16 protein-coding genes and 1 pseudogene are annotated in these 23,233 nt (G+C 71.7%); 8 read left to right on the forward strand and 9 right to left on the reverse strand.

Annotated elements, in window-relative coordinates; translation table 11 throughout:
* Window positions 1–253 precede the first annotated feature (253 nt).
* A complete protein-coding gene (locus ElP_RS27260; protein ID WP_145275646.1) occupies window positions 254–1,051 on the reverse strand; it encodes a hypothetical protein in 798 nt (265 codons plus the stop codon).
* 802 nt (window positions 1,052–1,853) lie between these two features.
* Between ElP_RS27260 and ElP_RS27265 the strand changes: the two genes are divergently transcribed.
* Window positions 1,854–2,924 (forward strand): DUF1559 domain-containing protein, encoded by a 1,071-nt coding sequence (locus ElP_RS27265; protein WP_145275648.1) that lies wholly within the window; start codon window positions 1,854–1,856, stop codon window positions 2,922–2,924.
* Between the two features lie 441 nt (window positions 2,925–3,365).
* Here ElP_RS27265 and ElP_RS27270 read toward each other — a convergent pair whose 3' ends face one another.
* Complete coding sequence (locus tag ElP_RS27270; RefSeq protein ID WP_145275650.1) at window positions 3,366–6,287, reverse strand: FG-GAP-like repeat-containing protein; 2,922 nt, start codon at window positions 6,285–6,287, stop codon at window positions 3,366–3,368.
* A gap of 157 nt (window positions 6,288–6,444) precedes the next feature.
* Window positions 6,445–8,448, reverse strand: a complete 2,004-nt coding sequence (locus ElP_RS27275; protein WP_145275652.1) for a tetratricopeptide repeat protein — start codon at window positions 8,446–8,448, stop codon at window positions 6,445–6,447.
* A gap of 220 nt (window positions 8,449–8,668) precedes the next feature.
* Here ElP_RS27275 and ElP_RS27280 point away from each other — a divergent pair, with 220 nt between their 5' ends.
* Window positions 8,669–11,641: an FG-GAP-like repeat-containing protein gene (locus ElP_RS27280; protein ID WP_197446411.1), complete on the forward strand. Its 2,973-nt coding sequence runs from the start codon at window positions 8,669–8,671 to the stop codon at window positions 11,639–11,641.
* 355 nt (window positions 11,642–11,996) lie between these two features.
* A protein-coding gene (locus ElP_RS27285) for an IS630 family transposase (RefSeq protein WP_145267429.1) occupies window positions 11,997–13,135 on the forward strand; the annotation gives its coding sequence in 2 pieces (ribosomal slippage) (window positions 11,997–12,435 and window positions 12,435–13,135; 1,140 coding nt in all).
* Between the two features lie 18 nt (window positions 13,136–13,153).
* Here the strand turns inward: ElP_RS27285 and ElP_RS27290 are convergent.
* The 5 genes and pseudogenes from ElP_RS27290 to ElP_RS27305 form a co-directional block, all read right to left on the reverse strand.
* Complete coding sequence (locus tag ElP_RS27290; RefSeq protein WP_231749280.1) at window positions 13,154–13,537, reverse strand: hypothetical protein; 384 nt, start codon at window positions 13,535–13,537, stop codon at window positions 13,154–13,156.
* Entirely contained in the window at window positions 13,495–13,812 is a 318-nt protein-coding gene (locus ElP_RS40040) for a hypothetical protein (protein WP_231749281.1), read from the reverse strand. The genes ElP_RS27290 and ElP_RS40040 overlap by 43 nt, the downstream gene beginning before the upstream one ends.
* Window positions 13,813–13,948: 136 nt before the next feature.
* The gene (locus ElP_RS27295) at window positions 13,949–15,172 is read right to left on the reverse strand and encodes an IS110 family RNA-guided transposase (protein ID WP_145275656.1); all 1,224 of its coding nucleotides are present in this window, start codon (window positions 15,170–15,172) and stop codon (window positions 13,949–13,951) included.
* A gap of 69 nt (window positions 15,173–15,241) precedes the next feature.
* Entirely contained in the window at window positions 15,242–15,751 is a 510-nt protein-coding gene (locus ElP_RS27300; RefSeq protein WP_145274168.1) for a helix-turn-helix domain-containing protein, read from the reverse strand.
* A gap of 60 nt (window positions 15,752–15,811) precedes the next feature.
* Window positions 15,812–16,051 (reverse strand): annotated as a pseudogene (locus ElP_RS27305) (transposase); the annotation flags it as partial.
* Window positions 16,052–16,251: 200 nt separating this feature from the next.
* Between ElP_RS27305 and ElP_RS27310 the strand changes: the two are divergent.
* The 4 genes from ElP_RS27310 (at window position 16,252) to ElP_RS27320 (ending at window position 18,669) form a co-directional block, all read left to right on the forward strand.
* Entirely contained in the window at window positions 16,252–16,761 is a 510-nt protein-coding gene (locus ElP_RS27310) for a helix-turn-helix domain-containing protein (protein ID WP_145274168.1), read from the forward strand.
* A 69-nt stretch (window positions 16,762–16,830) separates the two neighbouring features.
* Window positions 16,831–17,874 (forward strand): IS110 family transposase, encoded by a 1,044-nt coding sequence (locus ElP_RS27315; protein ID WP_145275660.1) that lies wholly within the window; start codon window positions 16,831–16,833, stop codon window positions 17,872–17,874.
* Window positions 17,875–18,010: 136 nt separating this feature from the next.
* Window positions 18,011–18,328 (forward strand): hypothetical protein, encoded by a 318-nt coding sequence (locus ElP_RS40045; RefSeq protein ID WP_231749281.1) that lies wholly within the window; start codon window positions 18,011–18,013, stop codon window positions 18,326–18,328.
* On the forward strand, window positions 18,286–18,669 hold the full coding sequence (locus ElP_RS27320; protein WP_231749282.1) for a hypothetical protein: 384 nt from the start codon (window positions 18,286–18,288) through the stop codon (window positions 18,667–18,669). Before ElP_RS40045 ends, ElP_RS27320 begins: the two co-directional genes overlap by 43 nt.
* Window positions 18,670–18,997: 328 nt before the next feature.
* Here ElP_RS27320 and ElP_RS27325 read toward each other — a convergent pair whose 3' ends face one another.
* Window positions 18,998–20,428, reverse strand: a complete 1,431-nt coding sequence (locus ElP_RS27325) for a glycoside hydrolase family 140 protein (RefSeq protein ID WP_145275662.1) — start codon at window positions 20,426–20,428, stop codon at window positions 18,998–19,000.
* A gap of 511 nt (window positions 20,429–20,939) precedes the next feature.
* Here ElP_RS27325 and ElP_RS27330 point away from each other — a divergent pair.
* Window positions 20,940–23,216: a DEAD/DEAH box helicase gene (locus ElP_RS27330; protein WP_145275664.1), complete on the forward strand. Its 2,277-nt coding sequence runs from the start codon at window positions 20,940–20,942 to the stop codon at window positions 23,214–23,216.
* Window positions 23,217–23,233 lie beyond the last annotated feature (17 nt).

Raw genomic sequence — 23,233 nt, forward strand, 5'->3', positions numbered from 1 at the left:
AAGCCGCGGCGGCCGCGTCAAGTGCCCGGCAGGAGGGCGTGGGGGAGTCGGCCCCGCGACCTCACCCACCCGTCGCCGCTCACCGAGCGATCCGCCGACCTCGCGCGGTGCGACCCCGGATCGTCCGGGCTCGAATCTCTCCGGAGGGGCACCGATTCGGCGAACCAGGATCAAAGACCGGGCCTCTCGAATGCTCGGGACCCGTCGGTGAGACCCCGGAGGCGCCCGGCGCAGGGCGGCGTACCGGGGCGGCTCACGACGGTCGCGGTGCGGGATGGTTCGTCCCGCGCCGATCCCCCGTGAGCAGGGCCGCCCCCGCCGCCGCGCCGAGGGCCACGCACAGGCGGGCGATCAGGCGCGTCGCCCAGGTCAGCGAGAAGGCGCGGTCGGTCCGGGCGAACGGGAACGCCAGGCCGCCGATCACCTCGTAGGCTCCCGTCCCGAGCAGGGCCCCCAGTCCCCCGCCCAGGGCGGCGACCAAAAGCGGCCCGCGCCGGCCGCCCGCGCCCAGGCCGAAGGCCAGCCCGCCCGCGACCCCGAGCGGCACCCAGGCCCCGGCGTGGATGAGGAACGGCCGGAGCAAGTCATCCTCTCGGAAGTCGTCCGTACGAAGGGCCGTCGGCAGGACGGCCGCGGCGGCCACCACCCCCGCGACCCCGCCCGCGATCAGGCCGACGGCGGCCGCGGTCGCGGCCGCCCGCGCCGAGCGACGGACCAGGCCGCCGCCCACGCCCAGGGCCAATCCCACCGTCGCACCTAGGATCCCGAAGGCCAGCATCGCGTTCTTCAAGGTCGCCGCGTTGCTCGTCTCCATCGTCGGCCCCCGGCCCGTCCGGCCCATGATCGTGGTCTCGACCAGCACGGGCTCGAAGAACTCATGAGTCGCCTCGCCGATGAGCCAGGCCGCGATCCCGGCGGCGAACCCGGCCGCCAGGGCTGCCGACCAGAGGGCGGCGGCACGCTCCGGCCCGGAACTGATGGTCGGGTCACCTCCCGGGGCGCCCGTGGGGGAGCCGGGCTCGACATCGGGCGAACGGTCTCGCGATTCCATGGGCTCTCTCCCGACGTCGAGGCCCTTCCCATCGACCGGGGGGCCGTCGGCTCGTGCCCCATCATCCGGTGTCGGACCCGAACTGCCCTCCATTTGGTCCGCCCCGAGGCCGCCGGTCAAGCGGTCCGGCCGCCGGGAGGTGGAAAACTCGCTTGAGTCGATCCGCTTCCGGCCGAGAGACCGCCTGGAACGGGTGCCCTGACCACCCAGTTTGCCCAACTTCCTGGGACTCCGGCGGCTGTGAGCGGCACACAAGCGAGTTTTGCCTCCCTCGAAAAAAACTGAGGAACAGATCCCGAATTCGCTTGCCTTAACCAGGGCAGGTGGACTAGGCTCTGCGTTCGCATGGATAGTTCCAGACAGGGGCGATCGTATGCTGCATGTAACGCGATTCGGCCGGACTTTGGCACCCATCGTGATGCTCATCCTCGCCGGCTTCGTGCTCGGCTGCTCGGATCAAGGCGCATCGAGACCACCCCCGGATGAAGAGACATCGAAGAAGATCGCAGCAGAAATGAGGAATTCCATGAAGGAGGCGCAGAAAGCGCGGAGATCGCAGGGCCAGGGTCGAGGCCGCCCTTGATTGGGAGGGTGACTGATCGCCGGTGGGCCCGGCCGCGGAAATGAGGAGAAGTCATCACCCCACCATGTATGATTGATGCCACAAATAGCGAAATGCGCACATGATTGGGTTTTTCGTTCAGGATGAGGGTCGTCACCCCTCGGCTATTGCAGGTCCTGCGAGGGCGGCCGACCCGTGCGTTATTTCCTGTCCATCACTTCTTGCAGGAGGGATCATCTCATGAGAACGGAACCACGCCGCGGGTTCACGCTGATCGAGCTGCTGGTGGTGATCGCCATCATCGGCATCCTCATCGCCCTGCTGCTGCCGGCCGTGCAGTCGGCCCGCGAGGCCGCCCGACGCGCCCAGTGCACCAACAACCTCAAGCAGCTCGGCCTGGGCATGCACAACTATCACTCGGCCCTCAATTCGTTCCCGTCGGGCGGCACGGAGAACTGGTCCTCGTACGGCTACAACGCGGGTTGGGGGACCTGGAGCGCCAATGCCCTGCTGCTGGGATACATGGAGGGGCAGCCGCTCTACGACGCGGCCAACTTCAATTGGGTCTGCTGTTGGTCTCAGGGCTGGGACATCAACTCCACCGTCACCGTCGCCATCATCAACACCTTCATCTGCCCCTCCGATGGTGTGTCGCCGCGCGACCCCCAGAACGATATCTGGACGGGCCTGACCAACAACTACTATGCCTCGGCGGGTCCCTCGACGACCTTCTACGACAGAACCTCGGGGCTTTTCACCGCGTCGGGTGATGTCTACGGCGTCCAACATTGCAGGGACGGGACCAGCAACACGATCGCGTTCGGCGAAGCCCTTGTCGGCTCCGAGAATCAGCCGCAGGTGCAGTGGCGAAGCGGCCCGGTGCTCTCGGCTGCCTCGGCCTTGTGCGGTAGCTCCTGGTGCGGCGTCTACAATGTCAGCGCGAGCTACAACAACGTCATCGCCGACCTCCAGACCTGCGAGCAGGGATGGGTGGATCAGACGAATTCCACCGGGAACTCGAAGGGATTCCGGTGGTGCGAGAACCTGCCCGGCCACTCCCTGATGAACACGGTCGTCCCGCCGTCCCCGAGCAATTGGCGGTTCGGCTGGTGTGCCCTCCGCGGTGGTAGCCCCAATTCGAATGCCTCCGACGGACAGTACCAGAACGCGAACAGCAACCACCCCGGCGGCGCCAACTTCCTGTTCGGCGACGGCTCGGTGAGATTCATCAAGTCGACGATCAACATGAGGACGTACTGGGCGCTGGGCAGCAAGGCCGGCGGCGAGGTCGTCTCGGCCGACCAGTATTGACCCTGTCGCGGCCCCGCTCCGGCGGGCGTATTCGAGGGCCTCGAATCGACCGCTATCGGGGTAGGGCCCGAGTCGCTGGAAGCCGGAACGGCATCAACCGAGTCGGCCCCGGGCAGGTGACCGCCGGCCGGCTCGGGGCTAGCTCGCGTCAGGGCTTCGATTTGGGCCGGAACGCCCGTCGTTGGCAACGGCGGGCGTTCCGGCCTCTCCATTCGTCCCCTGCCCTTCGTGCAAGGGGTGTCGCGCGGGGATGGTTCGGCGACATGACCGGCGTGCCGCCCATGCCCTACTGTTCACCCGAGCTATCCCACCGATCGCCATGGAGTTGATCGGCGTCGAGGGACATCCCGCGAGCCGGGCCGGGCGTGCGGCGGGCCGATGGCACTCCGGCTCGGATCGCCACGCGGGGGCCGGGTCGTGGCGACAGGAGGACGGCGAGGGTCAGGGTCCGGCGGGGTCGCCGGCAAACCCGGCCAGGGGTTCGGGCGTTGGATCCCCCTCCCGCAATCGATAGCCGGTGCCCGCCGTCAACCCCTCGTAGGTATCCCGCCGCCCCGAGGGCCAGCGCACTTCCACGCGATCGACACGTCGCTCCGCCCCCAGCCCGAAATGCAGCCGGGGGTCGCTCGCCGACAGGTAGCTACCGCCGCCGAACCGCGCCGCGACCCGATCTCGGCCCCCGGCGGACACCGTGACCCTGGCGCCGACGCCGTCGCGATTGGAGGCGACTCCCTCGAGGGCCAGGGTCAGGAAGCGCCCGGCGGCGGGGGTCGGCTGGTTGACGAGGAGGGCCAGCGGGGCGCCCTGCCCGACCACCAGGACGTCCATGCGGCCGTCGTTGTCCATGTCGCCGACGGCCAACCCGCGGCCCAGGCGGGGGACCTGCCAGGGGGGCCCGGCCCGTCGGGAGGCGTCGCGGAAGCGGCCCGTCGCATCGCCGAGCAGGAGCTGGGCCGTCATCTCGTAGGGGAACGCGGGGCTGAAGTCGGAGACGTGCCCGTTGGCCTGGACCAGGTCGAGTCGGCCGTCGTTGTTGGCGTCCAGCGCGGCCACTCCGAAGCCGAGGAACTGCCGGGTGGCGACGGCCAGGCCCGCGTCGGCCGATCGGTCGCTGAACAACCCGCCGCCGTGGTCATGGTAGAGGGTGGTCGCCTCGTTGTGGAAGTTGGTGACGGCCAGGTCGAGACGGCCGTCGCCGTCGAAGTCGCCGCGGGCCGTGCCCATCCCGGCCAGGTATCCGCCCTGCCCGCTGGCCGCCAGGCCCGCCTCCATCGCCTGCTCGGTGAACCGGAAGCCGCCGAGGTTGCGGTAGAAAAGATTCGCCGACAAGTCGTTGGCCACGAACAGGTCGACCTTGCCGTCGTCGTCGAGGTCGTCGGCGACGACGCCCAGGCCGCGACCGTCGCGGTCGACGAGGCCGGCCTCCGCGCTCACGTCGATGAACCGGCCGCCCTCGTTGCGGAAGAGGTGGTCCGGCAGCGCGGGGAAGGCAAGCGGATCGCAATGCATATACCCCGGCTTGGAGCGCTCCGGATACTCGCAAAGGGTCGGGTTCTCGGCGTCCCACTTGAGGTAGTGGCAGACATAGAGGTCGAGGTCGCCGTCGTCGTCGAAGTCGGCCCAGGCCGCCGACGTCGGCCAGTCGCGGTCGCCCCCGAGCCCCGCCCGCGCCGTGGCATCCTCGAACCGGCCACCGCCCAGATTGCGATACAGAGCATAGGACCGCCATCGGGTGACGAAGAGGTCGGGGCGGCCGTCGTTGTCGAAGTCGCCCACGGCGACGCCATGGCCGTAGCCGCCGGGCAGCGCGGCCAGGCCGGAGGCCGCGGTGACATCCAAGAACCGGCCGTCGCCGCGATTGCGGAAGAGGCGGTCGCCGAACGGCGGAGGGCTCTCGCGAGGCGGGAAGGGCCCCCCCTGAAGGGCGTAGATGTCGAGCCAGCCGTCGCCGTCGAAGTCGAGGACCGCGACGCCGCCGGACATGGTCTCGGGGAGCTGGTGCTCCTCGCTGGGGCCGTGGTCGAAGCGGTACACGAGGCCTCGGGCGGCGGCCTCGTCCACGAACGTGGGGATGACCGGGTCGTGCGGTCCCGAGTCGGTCGGTCTCCCGCCAGTCAGGCCCGGCCCGAGGAGATCGGCCAGGGTCCGGCCCCCGGTCGGGCGCACCGCCTCATTTCTGGCGGCCAGCCGGGTGATCGCGGCCCTCGCCTCGCCCACGGCGGACGCATCGCGCCGGGCTGCCAGGGCCCACCAGGTCCTGGCGTCGAACCACCGGCCGATCTCCTCGGCGGTGCGGGCGAGCTCGGCGGCATGCGGCGCCTTCTCGGGCAGTTGGATCAATCGCCTGTACCGATCGACGACCGCATCCATCGCCGCCTTCCGGCGTCGCAGCTCGGCGACCTTCCCCGGCTCGCCGGCCTGGGCGGCAAGGTCGGCCAGTCGCTCGAGGGCGGCATCATTGGCCGGCTCCAGCGCCAGGAGCGCCTCGAGGGCCGACCGCTCGGCCTGCCGGTCGCCGTCCCGGGCCGCCAGCCAGACCCGCGTCGCGAGCATCGTGGCCCGGGGCAAGGCCGGAGCGGGCAGGTGCGCCGCGGCGCGACGGACTTCCTCCGGCCGGCCGACCCCTTTGGCCCATTCGAGGCGGGCCCTCCATACGGCGGGGTCATCGGGCCGCGCCCGCTCGCAACGATCCAGCCACGCGCCGGCCTCGTCGAACCTTCCCGTACGGATCGCCAGGTCGGCCGATGCCAGCCAGACCAGGTCATCGCCGGGGGTGGAGCGTCGGGCCTTGGCCAACGCCGCGGTGATGCCAACGACCGGATAGGGATCGCGGTCGATGCTCCACAACTCGCGCAGGGTCTTGGACGGGTCGGCCTCCCGCTCTGCCCGCGCCCGCAGGACGGCCCGCTGCTCGTCGCGACGGCCCGTCAGCCAGTAGAGCACATCGAGGAGGCGCCACGCCTCGTCGGCGACGTCGCCGCCGGCGCGGCTGGCGCGGAGGAGGCGGGCCTCAGCGAGGCGGAGGCGGCCCAGCCCAAGCGCCATCCGGCCGCTCGCCAGCGCCGCCGGCGCGGCCTGCTCCGTGCCATCGGGGACTCGGCCCCACGCGGCCAGGGCGGCGTCCGGATGCCCGAGCCTCCGCTCGCATTCGCCCCGCAGGAGTTCGACCTCGCCGTCGCCGGGCCGGCGCTCGGCCAGCCGGACCAGCCGCTTTCGGGCCGTGGCGAATCGCTGCGCCCCGAACTCCGCGCGCGCCCGGGCCAGATCCTCGCGGAATCGGCGGGCCTCCACCGCGCGGACCCCCAGCCAGGCGCCCATCGCCAGCCCGACCCCGACGGACATCAACACCAGTAGGCGACGCATGGCTCGGTTCAGACTCCGAGACGAAACCACGAGGTCCGGTGGAGCCCGCCACTCCGCCGAACGTTGCCTCGCCGATCGACCCACCACCGCGAGTCGAATCGATTTTCCCGGATTCTCCGCGGCTCGGCCAGGCGACGGAGCTACCCAAACGCGAGCTTCAGTTCGAGGCGGGGCCCACGTCTCCCGGTCCCGCCCGCTTCAGCTGCTCGTACCGTTGCTGCCAGAGTTCGCGACTCTGGGGGTCGAACCTGAGCAGGGTCTGGAACTCGGCGTCGGCCTTCGCCGGCTCGCCGGAGTCGAGGTAGGCCTGGACCAGCAGCGACCGAGCCTCGATCAGCTCGGGGTTGAGCCGGATCGCCTCGCGGCAGGCCGCCACCGCGCCGGGCCAGTCCCCCGCCTGGGCGCAGTACCGGGCCAGCGCCAGGCGATAATCCGACCCCCAGGGATTGACGGCGATCGCCTCCCGCAGCGCCGCGGCAGCCAGGTCGGGCCGTCGGAGACCGGCGAGCGTACGAGCGAGGTAGGGGAGGGCCGACTCGCGGCGCGGCTCGATGCGGAGGACCTCTTCGTAGGCGTGGCGCGCCTCCGCCAGACGGTCCAGCATCCCTAGGGAATATCCGAGGGATTCGCGGGCGGGCAGGTCGTCGGACCGGTCGCGGACGGCCGCCTCGAGCAAGGGAACGGCCTGCGCCGCGGCGAGGCGGGCCAAGGGGGGCGAGGCACGACTCAGCTCCTCGGCCGCCAATTCCAGGGCCACGCCCCAATCGCGCGCGGCCTCCCGCCGTTCCTCCGCGGTCATCAGGTCCCAGTGATAGTCCCTCGGAACGAACTCCCCGGGCAGGCCGGGCGCCATCCGCGGGCGAGCGGGCCTCGGGCCGGGAGTGCCGCTCACGCGGGGGATGCGGTGGTCGGTCGTCACCGTGTGAGGGATGTCCGCGACGGCCGGGCGCGGCATGTGGCAGGCGATGCAGTCCTCGCCCGGCCCCCGCGACCGCCGCTCGGCCAGCGGCAGGGCGCAGCCGCTCCGCTCATGGCACTGCAGGCAGCGGCCGCGATAGTACTCGGCCTTGGTGGCCGGCGGCGGCAGGCGGTGCGGGTCGTGGCAGGAGATGCAGCCCAACCCCCCCCCGCTGGCGCGGAAGCAGCGGCTCGACTCCATCTGCTCGACTTGCCCGATCAACTCCATCCTGCCCGGATCGCTTTCCGTCCTGACGAAGACCGACAGGAAACGGTGCAACGGGAGGCCCGGGCGGAAGTCGAAGGAGTCACGGCCCGCCCTGGGGAAGCGGAACCAGCCCTGGAGGTGGCATTGCTGACAGACCGACTCCCGCAGCGCGGGGGCCAGGCGGGCCGGGTTAACGATCGTCAGGTCGGGCTCGGCCAATCCTCCCCCCCCCTCCGCGTGCAGCGCGCCCGGGCCGTGGCAGCGTTCGCAGCCGATGGCGTGGCCTTGGAAGATCGGCGGCTCGTAGCGGTTCAACGTCCCTGACGCGGAATGGACCTGATTAGCGTGGCAGAACAGGCACCCGCGCTGGATCGCGCGCTCGAAGCTCGGCGGCGGGTTGGCCCCCCCGTAGCCGGGTGAGATATCCCAGCGCCGCTGCTGCGCGAACCAGGCGATCGGCGACTGCATGAGGAAGCCGTCGCGTTCGACCAGGTAGGTGATTCCCCGCGTCCCCGAGCCTAGCGCGTAGCGGACCTCGGCCTCGGCCTCCGCGAACGCGCCCCCGTCCGGGCCCTGCCGCCACGCCTTGTGGAACATCCGCCCGTCGCGGCGCTCGATCGTGTATTGGACCCCCTGCGACTCGAATGGCAGCCCCGCGTCGTCGCCAATCGGCGGCCCATCTTCGGCGACCCCGACCGGGCCCAACGACCGCCCCATCGAGTGTCTGCGGTAGGCCTCGGCGATCTCGCGGTGGCAGCGTGCACACGCCTCGTCGCCGACGTAGGCGACCCCCGGGCGCGTGTTCTGATACGGCGAGTCGGCGTAGACGTCCCGAACGCGGGGGCGGCCCGGGGTCGGTGCCCGGGAGCCGCCGGCCGTCCACGGCGCAATGCCGACGGCCCATGCGATCCCGGCCAGGATCAAGGCTGCGACTACCCCGACGGCCAGTCGCGTTCGAGCGGGGTGGGGGGAGCGGGGAGGGTTAGGGTGGTCCACGGCTCGTTCCCCAGGGCGGTCCGGATCGAAGGTCGCCGCTCGCCATTGCCCGCGATTCTAACCCGAGGATCGCTCGCCCGGCAAGCAGCCGAAACATCGTCATCCTCCCCGAGGAGGGGCCGGCCCGGGGGACGCGATTCCGCCAACGAATGGTGGCTCGCCGGACAAGGCGCCGCGGCCTTGACAGGGGTCGCATCGTCGATGGAGGATGTCGATGAGGATGACGACGGCAACCCGTGGGTCTTCGATGATGCAGAGACGGCGGCGCTGGCGGCGGCTCGGGATCATCGCCGGGCTACTCGCCCTGGCCTGGGCCCTGCTCATCCAGCTCGATACCTGGAGGGCCCGGGACGAGCTGCGGCGGGCACAGCAAGAGATCGCGAACGGCCGGTTGCAGGCGGCGCATCGACAGCTGACCGTACTGGCGGCGCGTCCGGGTGCACTGGACGGAGCGGCCGATTATTGGTTGGGGATCTGTGAGGCGCTCGGAGGCCGCCCCAACGCCGCGCTCCGCGCCTTCGACCGGGTGCCGGAAGGATATGCCTTCGATCCTCTCGGCGCGTACCTAGAGGCGAAGGCCAACCTATGGCGAGGGCGGCTCCGCGACGCCGAGCGTCGCCTCGAGCAGGCCCTGGCCCGGGGCGGCCCCGGCCGCGACCAGGTGCGCGACCTGCTGAGCCACATTTATCAGATCGAGGTCCGCTTCGACGACGTCAAGGCCCTGCACTACGCCAGCCTGGCGGAGGCGCAGGACCCGAACCGTGACCTCAAGGAGCTGAGCAATCTCGACCTGGCTCGGCTGCCCTACGAGGGCCTGAAGGGCGCCCTGGAGAAGGCCGGCCAACTGGCCCCACAGGACGACCGAGTCTGGCTCGGCAAGGCCCGACTGGCCCTCCAGCGCGGCCGCTGGGACGAGGCATCCCTCTGGCTCAGGCGCTGCCGCGAGGCCGGCGCCGATGAACCGCTCTGGAGGGCCTGGCTCGAGTGGGCGCGGGGCTCCGGCCGGCCCGCCGAGGCCCTGGAAGCCGCGCGGCAGCTCGGGCCGGGTCAACTCGACCCGGGGGAGCTCCTAGAGTTGCGAGCGTGGCTCCATCAGCATCGGGGCGAGTCCGAGGTGGAGACCTCGGCGCTGGAGCGTTGGCTCCGGATCGAGCCCACGGCGACGCGGGCGTTGGAGCGCCTCGCCGAGCTGGCTCATCGGGCGGGCCGGCCCGATCGCGCTGCCGAGCTCCGGCGCCGCAAGGCCGAGGTCGAGCGGGCGATGGAGGCCTACCGGGACCGCCTCTGGAGCGACGAGCCGCTCCGCACCGCGGCCGACCGGGCCGGGCTGGCCCGGATGGCCGAGGCCGCTGGCCGCCCGCGCGAGGCCCGAGCGCTGTACACCTGGTCGATGAAGGCCGATCCTGGTGAACCGTCCGCCCGGGAGGGCCTGGCCCGGCTCGACCGGGCCGACGCCCGGCGCTCGGATGCCCACCCCACGGAGGTCGATCCGTGGGCCGAGACGGCGTCCTCGCCCAGCCCCCGGCGCGACGAGTCGGGTGCTGAGGCCGGCCGCGGGCTCGCCTTCACCGACGATGCCGAGGCCGTCGGACTGCGATTCGTCTACGACACTGCCGAGACGCACCTCCACCAACTGCCCGAGCCCTTCGGCGGCGGGCTCGCCCTGCTCGACTACGACGGCGACGGCTGGCTCGATGTCTACTGCGCCCAGGGCGGCCCGTTCGCCGATCCCTCCGACCCCGGATCACCACCGCCCGGCCCCGGGGATCGCCTCTTCCACAATCGGGGCGACGGCACCTTCGAGGACCTCACCGACCCTTCGGGGATCGGCCGTTTCCCCCGCGGGCATGGCCACGGCATCGCCGTGGGCGACATCGACGGCGATGGCCACCCCGACGTGTTCCTCACCCGTTGGCGATCGTACGCCCTCTACCGCAACTGTGGCGACGGCACCTTCGAGGACGTCACCGACGCCTGGGGACTGGGCGGCCGGCGAGATTGGCCGACCTCGGCGGCCTTCGCCGACCTGGACGCCGACGGCGACCTGGACCTCTACGTCTGCCACTACGCGGCCTGGGACCTCGCCAATCCTCAAATCTGTCGCGATCCGGAGACCCAGGCCTATCTCAACTGCAACCCGCTCCTGGCCGAGGCCCTGCCCGACCGCCTCTTCCGCAATGATGGGGGGCAGTTCGTGGATGTCACCGCCGATTCGGGGGTCGTCGACCGCGACGGCCGCGGCCTCGGGGTCGTCGCCGCCGATCTCGATGCGGACGGCCGCGTGGACCTGTTCGTTGCCAACGACTCATCGGCCAATTTCCTGTTCCGAAACCTCGGGGGGATGCGCTTCGAAGAGATCGCTCACGCAGCCGGTGTGGCCGGCAATGCTTCGGGACTCTACCAGGCTGGCATGGGTGTCGCCGCGGGCGACCTGAACAGCGACGGGCTCATCGATTTGGCCGTCACCAACTTCTATGGCGAGTCGACGACGTATTACCGTAACCTGGACGGAGGCTTCTTCACCGACGCAACCGCCGCGATCGGGCTGGCCGTCGCCAGCCGTCACCAGCTAGGCTTTGGTGTCGCCTTCCTCGACGCCAACGACGATGGGAGGCTCGACCTCGTCTCGGCGAACGGGCACGTCAACGACCTCCGGCCCAACTACCCGTACCTGATGCCCGCGCAACTTCTCGTGGGCGGCTCCGGCGGCCTCCTGACCGATGTCTCCGACATCGCCGGCGCGCCATGGCGCGTGCCACGCATGGGTCGCGGCCTGGTCGTGGGCGACCTCGACAACGACGGCCGTCAAGACGTGCTGATCCAGTCGCACAACCAGCCCCTGGCCTACTTCCACAACCGGACCGAAGGGGGCCGGTCGCTCACCCTCCGCCTGGAGGGCCGCGGCTTTAACCGCGACGCCATCGGCGCCCGAGTCGTAGTCGTCGCCCGTGGCCAACACCTCGTGGCCTGGCGCACCGGGGGAGGCAGTTACCAGTCCGCGAACGACCCGCGGCTACACTTCGGCTTGGGCAACGCCCCCGGCGGCGAATACGCCGAGGTCACCTGGCCCTCCGGTCATGTGGATCGCTACGTGGGCCTGAGCGGCTGCGATGGCTACCTCCTCCGCGAAGGGCGGTGCGAGCCAGAGCCCCTGGTAGAATACTCGGCCGGCGGCCGGAAGCGTCTTCCCTAATATTGTTTCCTCTGAATATGGTCGCTGCCAGAGGCCAGGAGTGCGAGCATCCATTTTCATAGGGTGAGGTGACCGGCCGCGAGTCATGACCTGTTTGTCACTAACCAGGGCAATTTAGGGCAAGAAAGTGATTTACGCTGGACAGAGGGCTTCTGAAGTCTCCTCAGCGGCTCGATTTCGGCCTCAGACAGCAGTAGCAGTGGCAGGCATCCAGGAGGACCGATACCTGTAACGCCAATCCAGCGAATGACCTGGGACAACTGATAGAGCGGTACTAGTGAAGCGTCACTCGCTGATTTTCGGGTAAAATGACCCCCCTTGTCCGGCCGCATCGTGGCTCGCCGGGGGGGTTGCCATGGCAAAGAAGTACGTCCTGAAGCTGACGGCCGAAGAGCGGGCCGAGCTGGCTCGCCTGGTCCGCAAGGGCAACATCGCCGGCTGGAAGGTGCAGCGGGCTCAGGCCCTGCTCAAGTGCGACCAGGGGCCCGACGGGCCGGCCTGGCCCGACGCGAAGATCGCCGAGGCGTTCGGCGTCACGACCCGCAGCCTGGAGTCGTGGCGCAAGCGGGCCGTCGAGCACGGGCCGATGGCGCTGCTGCAGCGCAGGCCGCGGACCCCGTCGGCGGTCCCCAAACTCGGCGGCGAGAACGAGGCGCGGTTGACGGCCCTGGCCTGCTCGCAGCCGCCCAGGGGCCTGGCCCGCTGGTCGCTCCGGCTGCTGGCCGAGCGCCTGGTGGAGTTGGAGGTCGTCGCGGCGGTCTCGCACGAGACCGTCCGCCGCTCTTTGAAAAAAGCGCGCTGAAGCCGTGGCTCAGGCGGATGTGGTGCATCCCGCCGGAGCAGGACGCGGCCTTCGTCTGCCAGATGGAGCAGGTCCTGGAGGCCTACCGGCGCCCGTATGATCCGAGGCGCCCCGTCGTCTGCATGGACGAACAGCCCAAGCAGCTGATCGCCGAGGCGCGGCGGCCATCGCCGGCGGCGCCCGGACGCCCGGCCCGGGTCGACTACGAGTATGTCCGCGAGGGGACCTGCACGGTGTGGATGTTCGTCGAGCCGCTGGCCGGCTGGCGCGACGTGCGCGTGACCGAGGCGAAGACGGCCGTGGACTGGGCCCACCGGGTGCAGCGGCTGGTGGACGACCCGCGCCACGCCGAGGCCGAGCGGATCACGCTGGTCTGCGACAACCTCGTGACCCATTCGCTGGCGTCGCTGTACAAGGCGTTCGAGCCGGCCGAGGCCTTGCGGTTGGCGCGGCGACTGGAGCTGGTGCACACGCCGAAGCACGGCAGCTGGCTGAACGTCGCCGAGATCGAGCTGTCGGTGTTGACGCGGCAGTGCCTGGACCGGCGCATCGCGGTGCAGGACGAGGTGGCCGGGGAGGCCGGCGCCTGGGGCGAGCGCCGGAACGCCAAACAGGTGGGCGTCGAGTGGCACTTCACCACCGAGGACGCCCGGATCAAGCTGAGGCACCTCTACCCGAAGATTAACGAGTGACGCTTCACTAGTGCGGTCTCAAGCGACTTGTTGTGTGATCGGGTCCGATGGCTCGCAGCCGTAGTAGACGCAGACCCGCTCCACGACCTCGGCCGCCGTCAGCTTCCGCTGCGGCTCGACGAGGGCCCGCTTGCCGTGGACCCACTTCGGCTCGATGGCGTTGAGCCACGGGGCCTTCACCGGCAGCCGGCAGGCGACGGTCCTTACGCCCCCCTCGGCCTTCGCCCGGCGGTCGTGCGCCTTGATCCGGGACCGGGCCCGCTTGCCGACGTGCCAGGCGGCGTTGTCCCAGACCGGCGGCAGGGCCGTCTTGCCCTCGGCGGCCAGCCGCTCGCGGGCCCACGCGAGGAAGTCCTCGCTCACCTGGCTGACCGGCCGGCCCCGGACGAACCGCAGCAGCATCCCCCCGGTCTCGCCGCGCAGCAGGCCGTAGCAGGCCGGCGCCTGCCGCGCAGCAGGCCGTAGCAGGCCGGCGCCTCGGGGTCGGGGTCGGTGTCGGCGGCGTCGGCGGCCGGCTCGTGCAGCCGCAGCGGCTCGCCGCCGGCCCAGGCGTGCAGGCCCGGCCGGGCCAGGCGGCTCCACCAGACCTCGCCCTGGAAGCCGAGCACCCAGCCCGGATGGGCCTCCGCCAGGCGGATCAGGCGGTCGCGTGCCCCTGCTATGAGGCCGGTTGTCAAGGGGCGAGATGCGGAGCCCGAGGCGTGGGAGGATCGGCCTGCTCTTCGTGCTCGGGGCACGGGTTAGGGTCTGCGATCGCGAACGAGGGCCGCCCTCTTCTTCCGCGGGCCTCAGCCCGCCGGGGGCGCGACGCGGTCACCTCACTCGCAGATCCTCACTGGCTCGGGGTCGTCCTGCCCCACTCGACGGTCGCTCGGGCAGGGGTCGCGGCCGCGAACCGGGCCGCTCCGGGGTTGCCGGGGCCGGGCCGGGCCGCCAGGCGGCCGCCCGGTAGGGCTCACCGCTGAGGCTCAGCCGCCACAGCAGGATCGCCAGACGCCGGGCCATCCCCGCGATGGCCTTCTTGCCGTTGCCGGTCGTGGCGACCAGCCGGCGGTATCGCGCCTTCGCCGCCTCATCGCCGGCGACCCACCTCCGGGCCGCCTCGACGGGCGCCGTCCGCAGCCGGGCGTTGCCCGACTTCAGCCGCCGCCCCTCGCGGCGCGTCGGGCCGCCCTGCGAGACCTGCGGCGCCAGCCCGATCACCCGCGCCACCTGGCCGCCGTCGCGGAACCGGGCCGGGTCGTGCAGCTCGACGCGGGAGGTCATCGCCGTGATCGGCCCCACCCCGGGCGCCGTCCGCGGCGTCGCGACCGTCTCGCGATGGCGGCCCGCCCCGGCCGACTCCTCCAGGCGTCGGGGGGCGCGGGCCACCCGCTCCCGATCATGCTGCCGCTCGTCGAGCATCACGTCCGGGCGGAGCCGCGGCTCGGGGGTCAGCTCCAGCCGGCGAGGGGCGTCGACCGACGCGGCCGTCCAGCGGGTCAGCCCCGCCGGCTCGGCGATGCCATGCTGGAGGAGGAACGCCTGGACCTGTTGCTGGGCCGCGCGGAGCTTGCGGGCCAGCTGCTCACGCAGCCGCAGGACCCGGCGGTCGGCTCCCTCCCGCTCCTCGGGGACGCGCACGGGTTGGAGCGGCCCCTTCCGGGCGAAGACGGCCAGCTTGCGGCGGTCGAGCCGGTCGCTCTCGGCCTCGGGGCCCGGCATGGTGGGGGTCTTCGGCGGGGCGATCACCCCGGCTCGCAGCCCGGAGGACCTGAGCCGTCGGGCCAGCGTGAAGCCGGTCGGACCGGCCTCGTAGACGACCCGGGCGACTTGCGAGCCGATGGGCTTGGGCCGCTCGCTGAGCGACTCGGGGTCGGCGGGCGGGGTCCGGGAGGCGACGAGGCCCCGCAGGTCGGTGACGACGGCGACGTGGTGGCTGGCCTTGTGGACGTCGACGCCGACGTGGGCCGTCTCGCCGGAGTCGAGGCGGGGCGTCGAGGACGTCGAGGAGTTCGGGCGGACGAAGCGGACCTTCTTCTTGGTGGTGGTGGTCATGGCCGAGGTCTCCGGGAAGGGGACGAGCGTGTCACTCGCTCAAGCCTGCCTCCCGAACGGCTCCGGCCTTCATGCTCTCTCCTTGCGCAGATATGAGGGGCCGGGGCTGGTGATCCAGTCCTCGGCCCGTCTCCAGCCGACGCCGAGGCGCTCCAGGGCCTGGCGGATCGCCTCCCCGCTGACGAGCCGGGCGGTGAGGCCCTCGGCGAAGGCCGCCCCGGCGGCCGGCTCCGGGGTCCACAACGAGGTCGGCTCGCCGAAGTCGCGGGGGCTGCGGTGCAGCAGGGCCCGCGGCCGCTCGCACCCGGCGTCGTCGATCCCGGGGCGGGCCGACGCGGGGCGGTGGGACTTCTCGCGCAGGCAGTCGGTGCCCTCGGCGGCGAAGGCCCGCAGGGCGTTGCGGGCGGTCTGGGACGGGCGGCCACACCGGGGGGCGATCTGCGAGGGCTTGAGGCCCTCGGCGCTGGCCGCCAGGATCCGGCAGCGGCGCAGGGTGAAGGCCGAGGGCGAGCGGGGGCCGGCCCGGATCGCCTGATGCTCGTCGGGGGTCAGCGGTCGGACGAAGAGAGGTGGGACCATACCACTCCTACGACGATCGGCCCGCAAAGGATCATCCTTGGACCTGCACTAGGGTCTGTCTCACGAACCGAGGACCCGCTGGCAGCGGCGGATCATGGCCAGCTTGATCATGCCCATGAAGGTGATCGCCAGCTTCTCGTGGCGGGTCCCGATCCGCCGGCTCTCCTTCAGCCAGTTGATGCACCGCTCCACCACGTTGCGGCGCCGATAGCTCGGCTTGTCGAAGTGCCGGCTCCGACGCTGGTCCTTGCGGCTGGGGATCACCGCCTTGATCCGCCGCCGCCGCAGGTAGCGGCGGACCCGCGATCAGTTCGACGGCTCGGCGCCGGCGGCGTTCCAGTTCGCCTGCGGTCCCGATGGGCCTCATACCGGTACTACGCCGCAAACCGCCCAGGTGTTTCTTTGGCCAGGATGGAGTCAATAGCCGAGCGCCGCGGGCCGTTCCCTCCTAGTGCAGGTCCAAGGATGATCCTTTGCGGGCCGATCGTCGTAGGAGTGGTATGGTCCCACCTCTCTTCGTCCGACCGCTGACCCCCGACGAGCATCAGGCGATCCGGGCCGGCCCCCGCTCGCCCTCGGCCTTCACCCTGCGCCGCTGCCGGATCCTGGCGGCCAGCGCCGAGGGCCTCAAGCCCTCGCAGATCGCCCCCCGGTGTGGCCGCCCGTCCCAGACCGCCCGCAACGCCCTGCGGGCCTTCGCCGCCGAGGGCACCGACTGCCTGCGCGAGAAGTCCCACCGCCCCGCGTCGGCCCGCCCCGGGATCGACGACGCCGGGTGCGAGCGGCCGCGGGCCCTGCTGCACCGCAGCCCCCGCGACTTCGGCGAGCCGACCTCGTTGTGGACCCCGGAGCCGGCCGCCGGGGCGGCCTTCGCCGAGGGCCTCACCGCCCGGCTCGTCAGCGGGGAGGCGATCCGCCAGGCCCTGGAGCGCCTCGGCGTCGGCTGGAGACGGGCCGAGGACTGGATCACCAGCCCCGGCCCCTCATATCTGCGCAAGGAGAGAGCATGAAGGCCGGAGCCGTTCGGGAGGCAGGCTTGAGCGAGTGACACGCTCGTCCCCTTCCCGGAGACCTCGGCCATGACCACCACCACCAAGAAGAAGGTCCGCTTCGTCCGCCCGAACTCCTCGACGTCCTCGACGCCCCGCCTCGACTCCGGCGAGACGGCCCACGTCGGCGTCGACGTCCACAAGGCCAGCCACCACGTCGCCGTCGTCACCGACCTGCGGGGCCTCGTCGCCTCCCGGACCCCGCCCGCCGACCCCGAGTCGCTCAGCGAGCGGCCCAAGCCCATCGGCTCGCAAGTCGCCCGGGTCGTCTACGAGGCCGGTCCGACCGGCTTCACGCTGGCCCGACGGCTCAGGTCCTCCGGGCTGCGAGCCGGGGTGATCGCCCCGCCGAAGACCCCCACCATGCCGGGCCCCGAGGCCGAGAGCGACCGGCTCGACCGCCGCAAGCTGGCCGTCTTCGCCCGGAAGGGGCCGCTCCAACCCGTGCGCGTCCCCGAGGAGCGGGAGGGAGCCGACCGCCGGGTCCTGCGGCTGCGTGAGCAGCTGGCCCGCAAGCTCCGCGCGGCCCAGCAACAGGTCCAGGCGTTCCTCCTCCAGCATGGCATCGCCGAGCCGGCGGGGCTGACCCGCTGGACGGCCGCGTCGGTCGACGCCCCTCGCCGGCTGGAGCTGACCCCCGAGCCGCGGCTCCGCCCGGACGTGATGCTCGACGAGCGGCAGCATGATCGGGAGCGGGTGGCCCGCGCCCCCCGACGCCTGGAGGAGTCGGCCGGGGCGGGCCGCCATCGCGAGACGGTCGCGACGCCGCGGACGGCGCCCGTCGAGGCGGCCCGGAGGTGGGTCGCCGGCGATGAGGCGGCGAAGGCGCGATACCGCCGGCTGGTCGCCACGACCGGCAACGGCAAGAAGGCCATCGCGGGGATGGCCCGGCGTCTGGCGATCCTGCTGTGGCGGCTGAGCCTCAGCGGTGAGCCCTACCGGGCGGCCGCCTGGCGGCCCGGCCCGGCCCCGGCAACCCCGGAGCGGCCCGGTTCGCGGCCGCGACCCCTGCCCGAGCGACCGTCGAGTGGGGCAGGACGACCCCGAGCCAGTGAGGATCTGCGAGTGAGGTGACCGCGTCGCGCCCCCGGCGGGCTGAGGCCCGCGGAAGAAGAGGGCGGCCCTCGTTCGCGATCGCAGACCCTAACCCGTGCCCCGAGCACGAAGAGCAGGCCGATCCTCCCACGCCTCGGGCTCCGCATCTCGCCCCTTGACAACCGGCCTCATAGCAGGGGCACGCGACCGCCTGATCCGCCTGGCGGAGGCCCATCCGGGCTGGGTGCTCGGCTTCCAGGGCGAGGTCTGGTGGAGCCGCCTGGCCCGGCCGGGCCTGCACGCCTGGGCCGGCGGCGAGCCGCTGCGGCTGCACGAGCCGGCCGCCGACGCCGCCGACACCGACCCCGACCCCGAGGCGCCGGCCTGCTACGGCCTGCTGCGCGGCAGGCGCCGGCCTGCTACGGCCTGCTGCGCGGCGAGACCGGGGGGATGCTGCTGCGGTTCGTCCGGGGCCGGCCGGTCAGCCAGGTGAGCGAGGACTTCCTCGCGTGGGCCCGCGAGCGGCTGGCCGCCGAGGGCAAGACGGCCCTGCCGCCGGTCTGGGACAACGCCGCCTGGCACGTCGGCAAGCGGGCCCGGTCCCGGATCAAGGCGCACGACCGCCGGGCGAAGGCCGAGGGGGGCGTAAGGACCGTCGCCTGCCGGCTGCCGGTGAAGGCCCCGTGGCTCAACGCCATCGAGCCGAAGTGGGTCCACGGCAAGCGGGCCCTCGTCGAGCCGCAGCGGAAGCTGACGGCGGCCGAGGTCGTGGAGCGGGTCTGCGACTACTACGGCTGCGAGCCATCGGACCCGATCACACAACAAGTCGCTTGAGACCGCACTAGCTCGCGTCAGGAGCAGGGCCGTCGCGAGCCGGGTCTGGGCCTGGTCATCCAGCATGGACATGAGGAACGGCCACCGGACCGGCCGGTGGCGGGGGGCCGAAGTATCGCGCGGACGGGCCGGTCCGGCGGGATCGAGCGCACGCTGGGGGCCAGGGTCTTGCCCATCATGCCGTGCTCGTCGCGGACGTGGCTGAGCAGGTAGCCGACCTCGTGGACCAGGACGATCAGCAGGTCGATCCGGCGGGAGGCCGGGCCGCGGCGGCGCGGAGGTCCGTGGTGCTCATGACGATCTCCCGGGGTGGCCGGCCGTCGCGGCGCTACGGCGCACTTCGGCCGGGCAGGGAGAAGCCGGCGGTCTCGTCCTCCAGGATCAAGACCCAGTCGTGCCCCGGGCCGGAGCTGGGGGGCGTGAAGCCCTGGAAGGCGGAGGTCGTGGCCGTGTGGAAGTGGTGGGCGACCCCGTAGCGGGGATCGTACCAGATCTGCTTGATCCGACGCCCGCTCAGCCTCGTGTCGTCGACGGCGAACGGCTCCCCCATCGGCGAGTAGATGAAGGCGAAGGAGCCGTCCCGGGCGCGGGCGGCTCGGACCTTGGCGCCCCCGCTGGTCGGGCCGCCGACGATCATCGCCGGGTCGGGCTCCAGCTTCTCGAAGGGGCGGGACTCGAAGAGCCGCCTGACGAGCCGCATCTGGAAGGCGCCGGGGTGGTCGATCGCCTCCCACCAGGGGATGTCGGCGTGCAGGACGGGGTCCCGGCCCGGGACCCACATCTGCCAGACGTTGTTGTTGCCGTAGGTGTGCCCGGCCGCCCCGGCCAGGAGCGACCAGTAGGCAGCCCGGCGGACGTCGAACGCGTCGAAGCGGTCCAGGGGGTCGGCGTTTCGGAAGTAGAAACCGACGGGGATTGCCTCGTAACGCGGCTCTCCGTCGAGCGTCGGCCGGGCGGGCTCGAGCGCGCGGTCGTGCTCGGCGAAGAGGCCGTTGTCCAACTCCCGGGACGCATGAGACGACTGATACATGTGGAAATCCAGCCAGTCGGCCCCGTGGACGAGGTCGGACGACCGGCCGGGGCCCCTCGGGTGGTAGGTCATCAGGTGTGCCCCGCCGTCCCCCTCGGCCAGGCCGGCGGCCATGGCGTCGACGATGGCACGCTCCTCGGGCCCCTCGATCGTGTTGTCGCCGCCGAGGATCCAGACGAGGTCGGCCTCCCGGTAGCGAGCGCCGAGGAACCGGCCGAATGACCGAGCGTTCTCGGGCGTGAAGATGGAATCGGGCAAGTCGAGCTTCCAGTACTTCCCCCAGGTCGGCAGCATGCCGACGACGAGCCCCCGGTCGTTCGCCAGCCGGACGATCACGTCGACGTGCTCGAAGTAGGCGTCGACCGGCCGGCTCGGGTCGCGGTCCTCCAGCGGCAGGTCGCCGTTGGGGTTGGGAACGTCCAGGCCACCCAGCTCGGCCAGGACGACCGCCTGGACGACGGTGAAGTCCTTGGAGGCCCGGTCGTCGAGGTAGCGGCGGGCCTCGTCGAGGTCGAGGCGGTGGAACAGCTCCCAGGCCGTGTCGCCCAGCCAGAAGAAGGGGGTGCCGGCCGGTCGGGCGAGGTGCCGGCCGTCGTCGCCCACCAGGAGCCCCTGCGCGGGGGCCGACGCCGACGACGCCAGCCAGCCGACGACCACGGTCAGGGCCGCCGCGGCCCGGCCGGCGGGGCGGGCCGATCGCCGGACGTCCCGGATGCCCTGTCGCGCCATGTCACCCTCCGTCGCCGGGCCGTACCGGGCCGGGGAGCGGTAGGGGATGTGCCCCGACGCCGCCCCGGCCGTCGGGGACGAGGTCGATCCGTCGCGGCCCGATGCCGCTGGCGAGGGCCCTGTCCGCCGATGCCCGTCGGCGTACGATAACCGCCGGCCGGCCGCGTTGACAGGCCCCGGCGTCGTGTCGCGGGAGGATGGGTGACGACGAGGCCCCAAACTCTTGCCATGGAATTCACCCTCCGGACGACTACTCCGAAGCGAGCAGAGGCGTCGGTTGACCTGGTGAGGGCGCCTCGAACATGCGTTCTCGCGCGTCTCGTCGAGGAGCGACCGGGTTTCGCGAGGGCGCGTCGGCGGTCACACTGGAGGGGGCCTCGCGTGGGAGGCCGACCCGGGGCTTGGCGTCCGGTCCGGTTCTCCCGGTCAGTTCGCGGGGCAGGCCCGAGTCTGGCCCATGCGATCGAATCTCGATAAAGTTCCTGCTTACCAGCCCGGGGGATTGCGGCCGATGCCGTTGGAGATTCCGACGCGCGACGAGTTGTACGTGCGGTATGTGGACCAGCTGCCCTACGAGCCCTACCCCGTCCAGGACGCCGCGCTGGCGGCCTGGTTCGAGTCCGAGCAGGGGGTCCTCGTCTGCGCCCCGACGGGCACGGGCAAGACCCTGATCGCCGAGGCGGCCCTCTTCGAGGCGCTCCATACGGGAAAGTCGGCCTACTACACGACGCCCCTGATCGCGCTGACCGAGCAGAAGTTCCAGGAGATGCAGGACCGCGCCGTCGAGTGGGGCTTCCGCCGCGAGGACGTGGGGCTGGTCACCGGCAGCCGCAAGGTCAACCCCGAGGCCCCGGTGCTCGTCGTCGTGGCCGAAATCCTCCTGAATCGGCTGCTCAACCGGTTCGACTTCTCCGGCGTGACGGCCTGCGTCATGGACGAGTTCCACAACTTCGCCGAGGTCGACCGCGGGATCGTCTGGGAGCTGTCGCTCGGCATGTTGCCCGGCCACGTCCGCCTGCTGCTGCTCTCGGCGACGGTCGGCAATTCGTACGAGTTCGTCAGCTGGTTGGACAGGCAGCACGGCCGCACGATCAGGCTGGTGGAGGGCAAGGAACGACGGGTGCCGCTGACCTACGAATGGGTGCCCGACCGGTTCCTCAACGAGCAGCTCGTCGTGATGGCGGCCGGCGACGAGGAGGGCCCCCGGACGCCCGCCCTTGTCTTCTGCTTCGACCGCGAGGAGTGCTGGAGCGTCGCCGAGAACGTCATGGGCAAGGACCTCAACCTGTCCGACGCGCAGAAGAAGGAACTCCACGACCGGGTCGACGCGCTCGACCTCGGCCAGGGGGCCGGCCCCAAGCTCAAGCGACTGCTCCACCGCGGGGTCGGCGTCCACCACGCGGGGCTCCTGCCGAAGTACCGCCTCGCCGTCGAGGACCTCTTCCAGCGCAAGCTCCTCCCCGTCGTCGTCTGCACCGAGACCCTGGCGGCCGGCATCAACCTCCCGGCGCGCTCGGTGGTGCTCTCGTCGCTGGTGAAGGGCCCCTTCGGCGCGAAGAAGCTGATCGGCGCCAGCATCGCCCACCAGATCTTCGGCCGGGCCGGCCGCCCGCAGTTCGACGACCGGGGCTTCGTCTACGCCATCGCCCACCCGGACGACGTCGACATCGAGCGGTGGAAGGCGAAGTACGACGCCATCCCCGAGGACACCCGCGACCCGGGCCTGCTGAAGGCGAAGAAGGCCCTCAAGAAGAAGAAGCCGAGGCGCCGCGAGACCGAGCAATACTGGGTCGAGGGGCACTTCAACCAGCTCCAGGCCGCCCCGCCCGGCAAGCTGTCCAGCAAGGGGCCGCTCCCCTGGCGGCTGCTGGCCTACCTGCTCGAGGTCTCGCCGGAGGTCGAGGGCATCCGCGTCGCGGTCCGCAAGCGGATGATGGACGACCCTCGGATCGCCGCGGGCGAGAAGGCGCTCGACCGGATGCTGCTGGCCCTGCACGACGGCGGGTTCGTGACCCTGGGCCCCGAGCCGCCGGCGCCCCCGGAGGCCGGCCAGCCCCCGACGCCCTACACGCCGACCGTGGCCCGGCCGACGCCCGCGCTGGGGAGGCTGCTGGCGTTCCGGAGCATCCATCCCCTCTACGGCGCCTTCCTGGCCGAGATCCTGGCCGGGGCCGATGCCGACGAGCGCGTGCAGGCGATGGAGAGCACCCTGGAGATGCCCGGCCCGGTCCGGAGGCGTCTCCGGGTCCCGTTCAGACTGCTGGAGTCGGGCGCCCTGGCCACCTCGATGCTCGACGCCGAGCTGATCCAACGCGGGCTCATGGCCGCGCAGGTCGAGGAGGAAGAGGAAGAGGACGATAGGGACGATTGGGAGAAGAGGCCGCCGACCCTGGCGGAGAAGCTCCGGTCCTACTTCGACCACTGCTACCCCGACTTCACCGACGTCCACACGCACCCGATCTGGTGCGTCGGCGAGCTGCTCGATTACGACGGCAACTTCAACAAGTTTGTGACGAGCGTCGACCTGACCAAGCAGGAGGGGATCGTCTTCCGCCACGTCCAGCGGATGATCATGCTCTGCGGCGAGTTCGAGCGGGCCTGCGCCCTCGATGCCGACGCCGGCCCCCCCGCCCTCGCCTGGCGGGACGAGCTGCGCGAGCTGGCCGCGAAGCTGACCGAGAGCTGCCGGGTCGTCGACCCGACCAGCACCGATCAACTGATCGCGAGGATCGGCGAGCCCGACATGATCGATGCCGAGGCGGCGAAGCTCGCGGGCGGGGCGACCTAAGGACAGATGGGCCTGAT

This window comes from Tautonia plasticadhaerens, assembly GCF_007752535.1.
Taxonomy (GTDB): Bacteria; Planctomycetota; Planctomycetia; order Isosphaerales; family Isosphaeraceae; genus Tautonia; species Tautonia plasticadhaerens.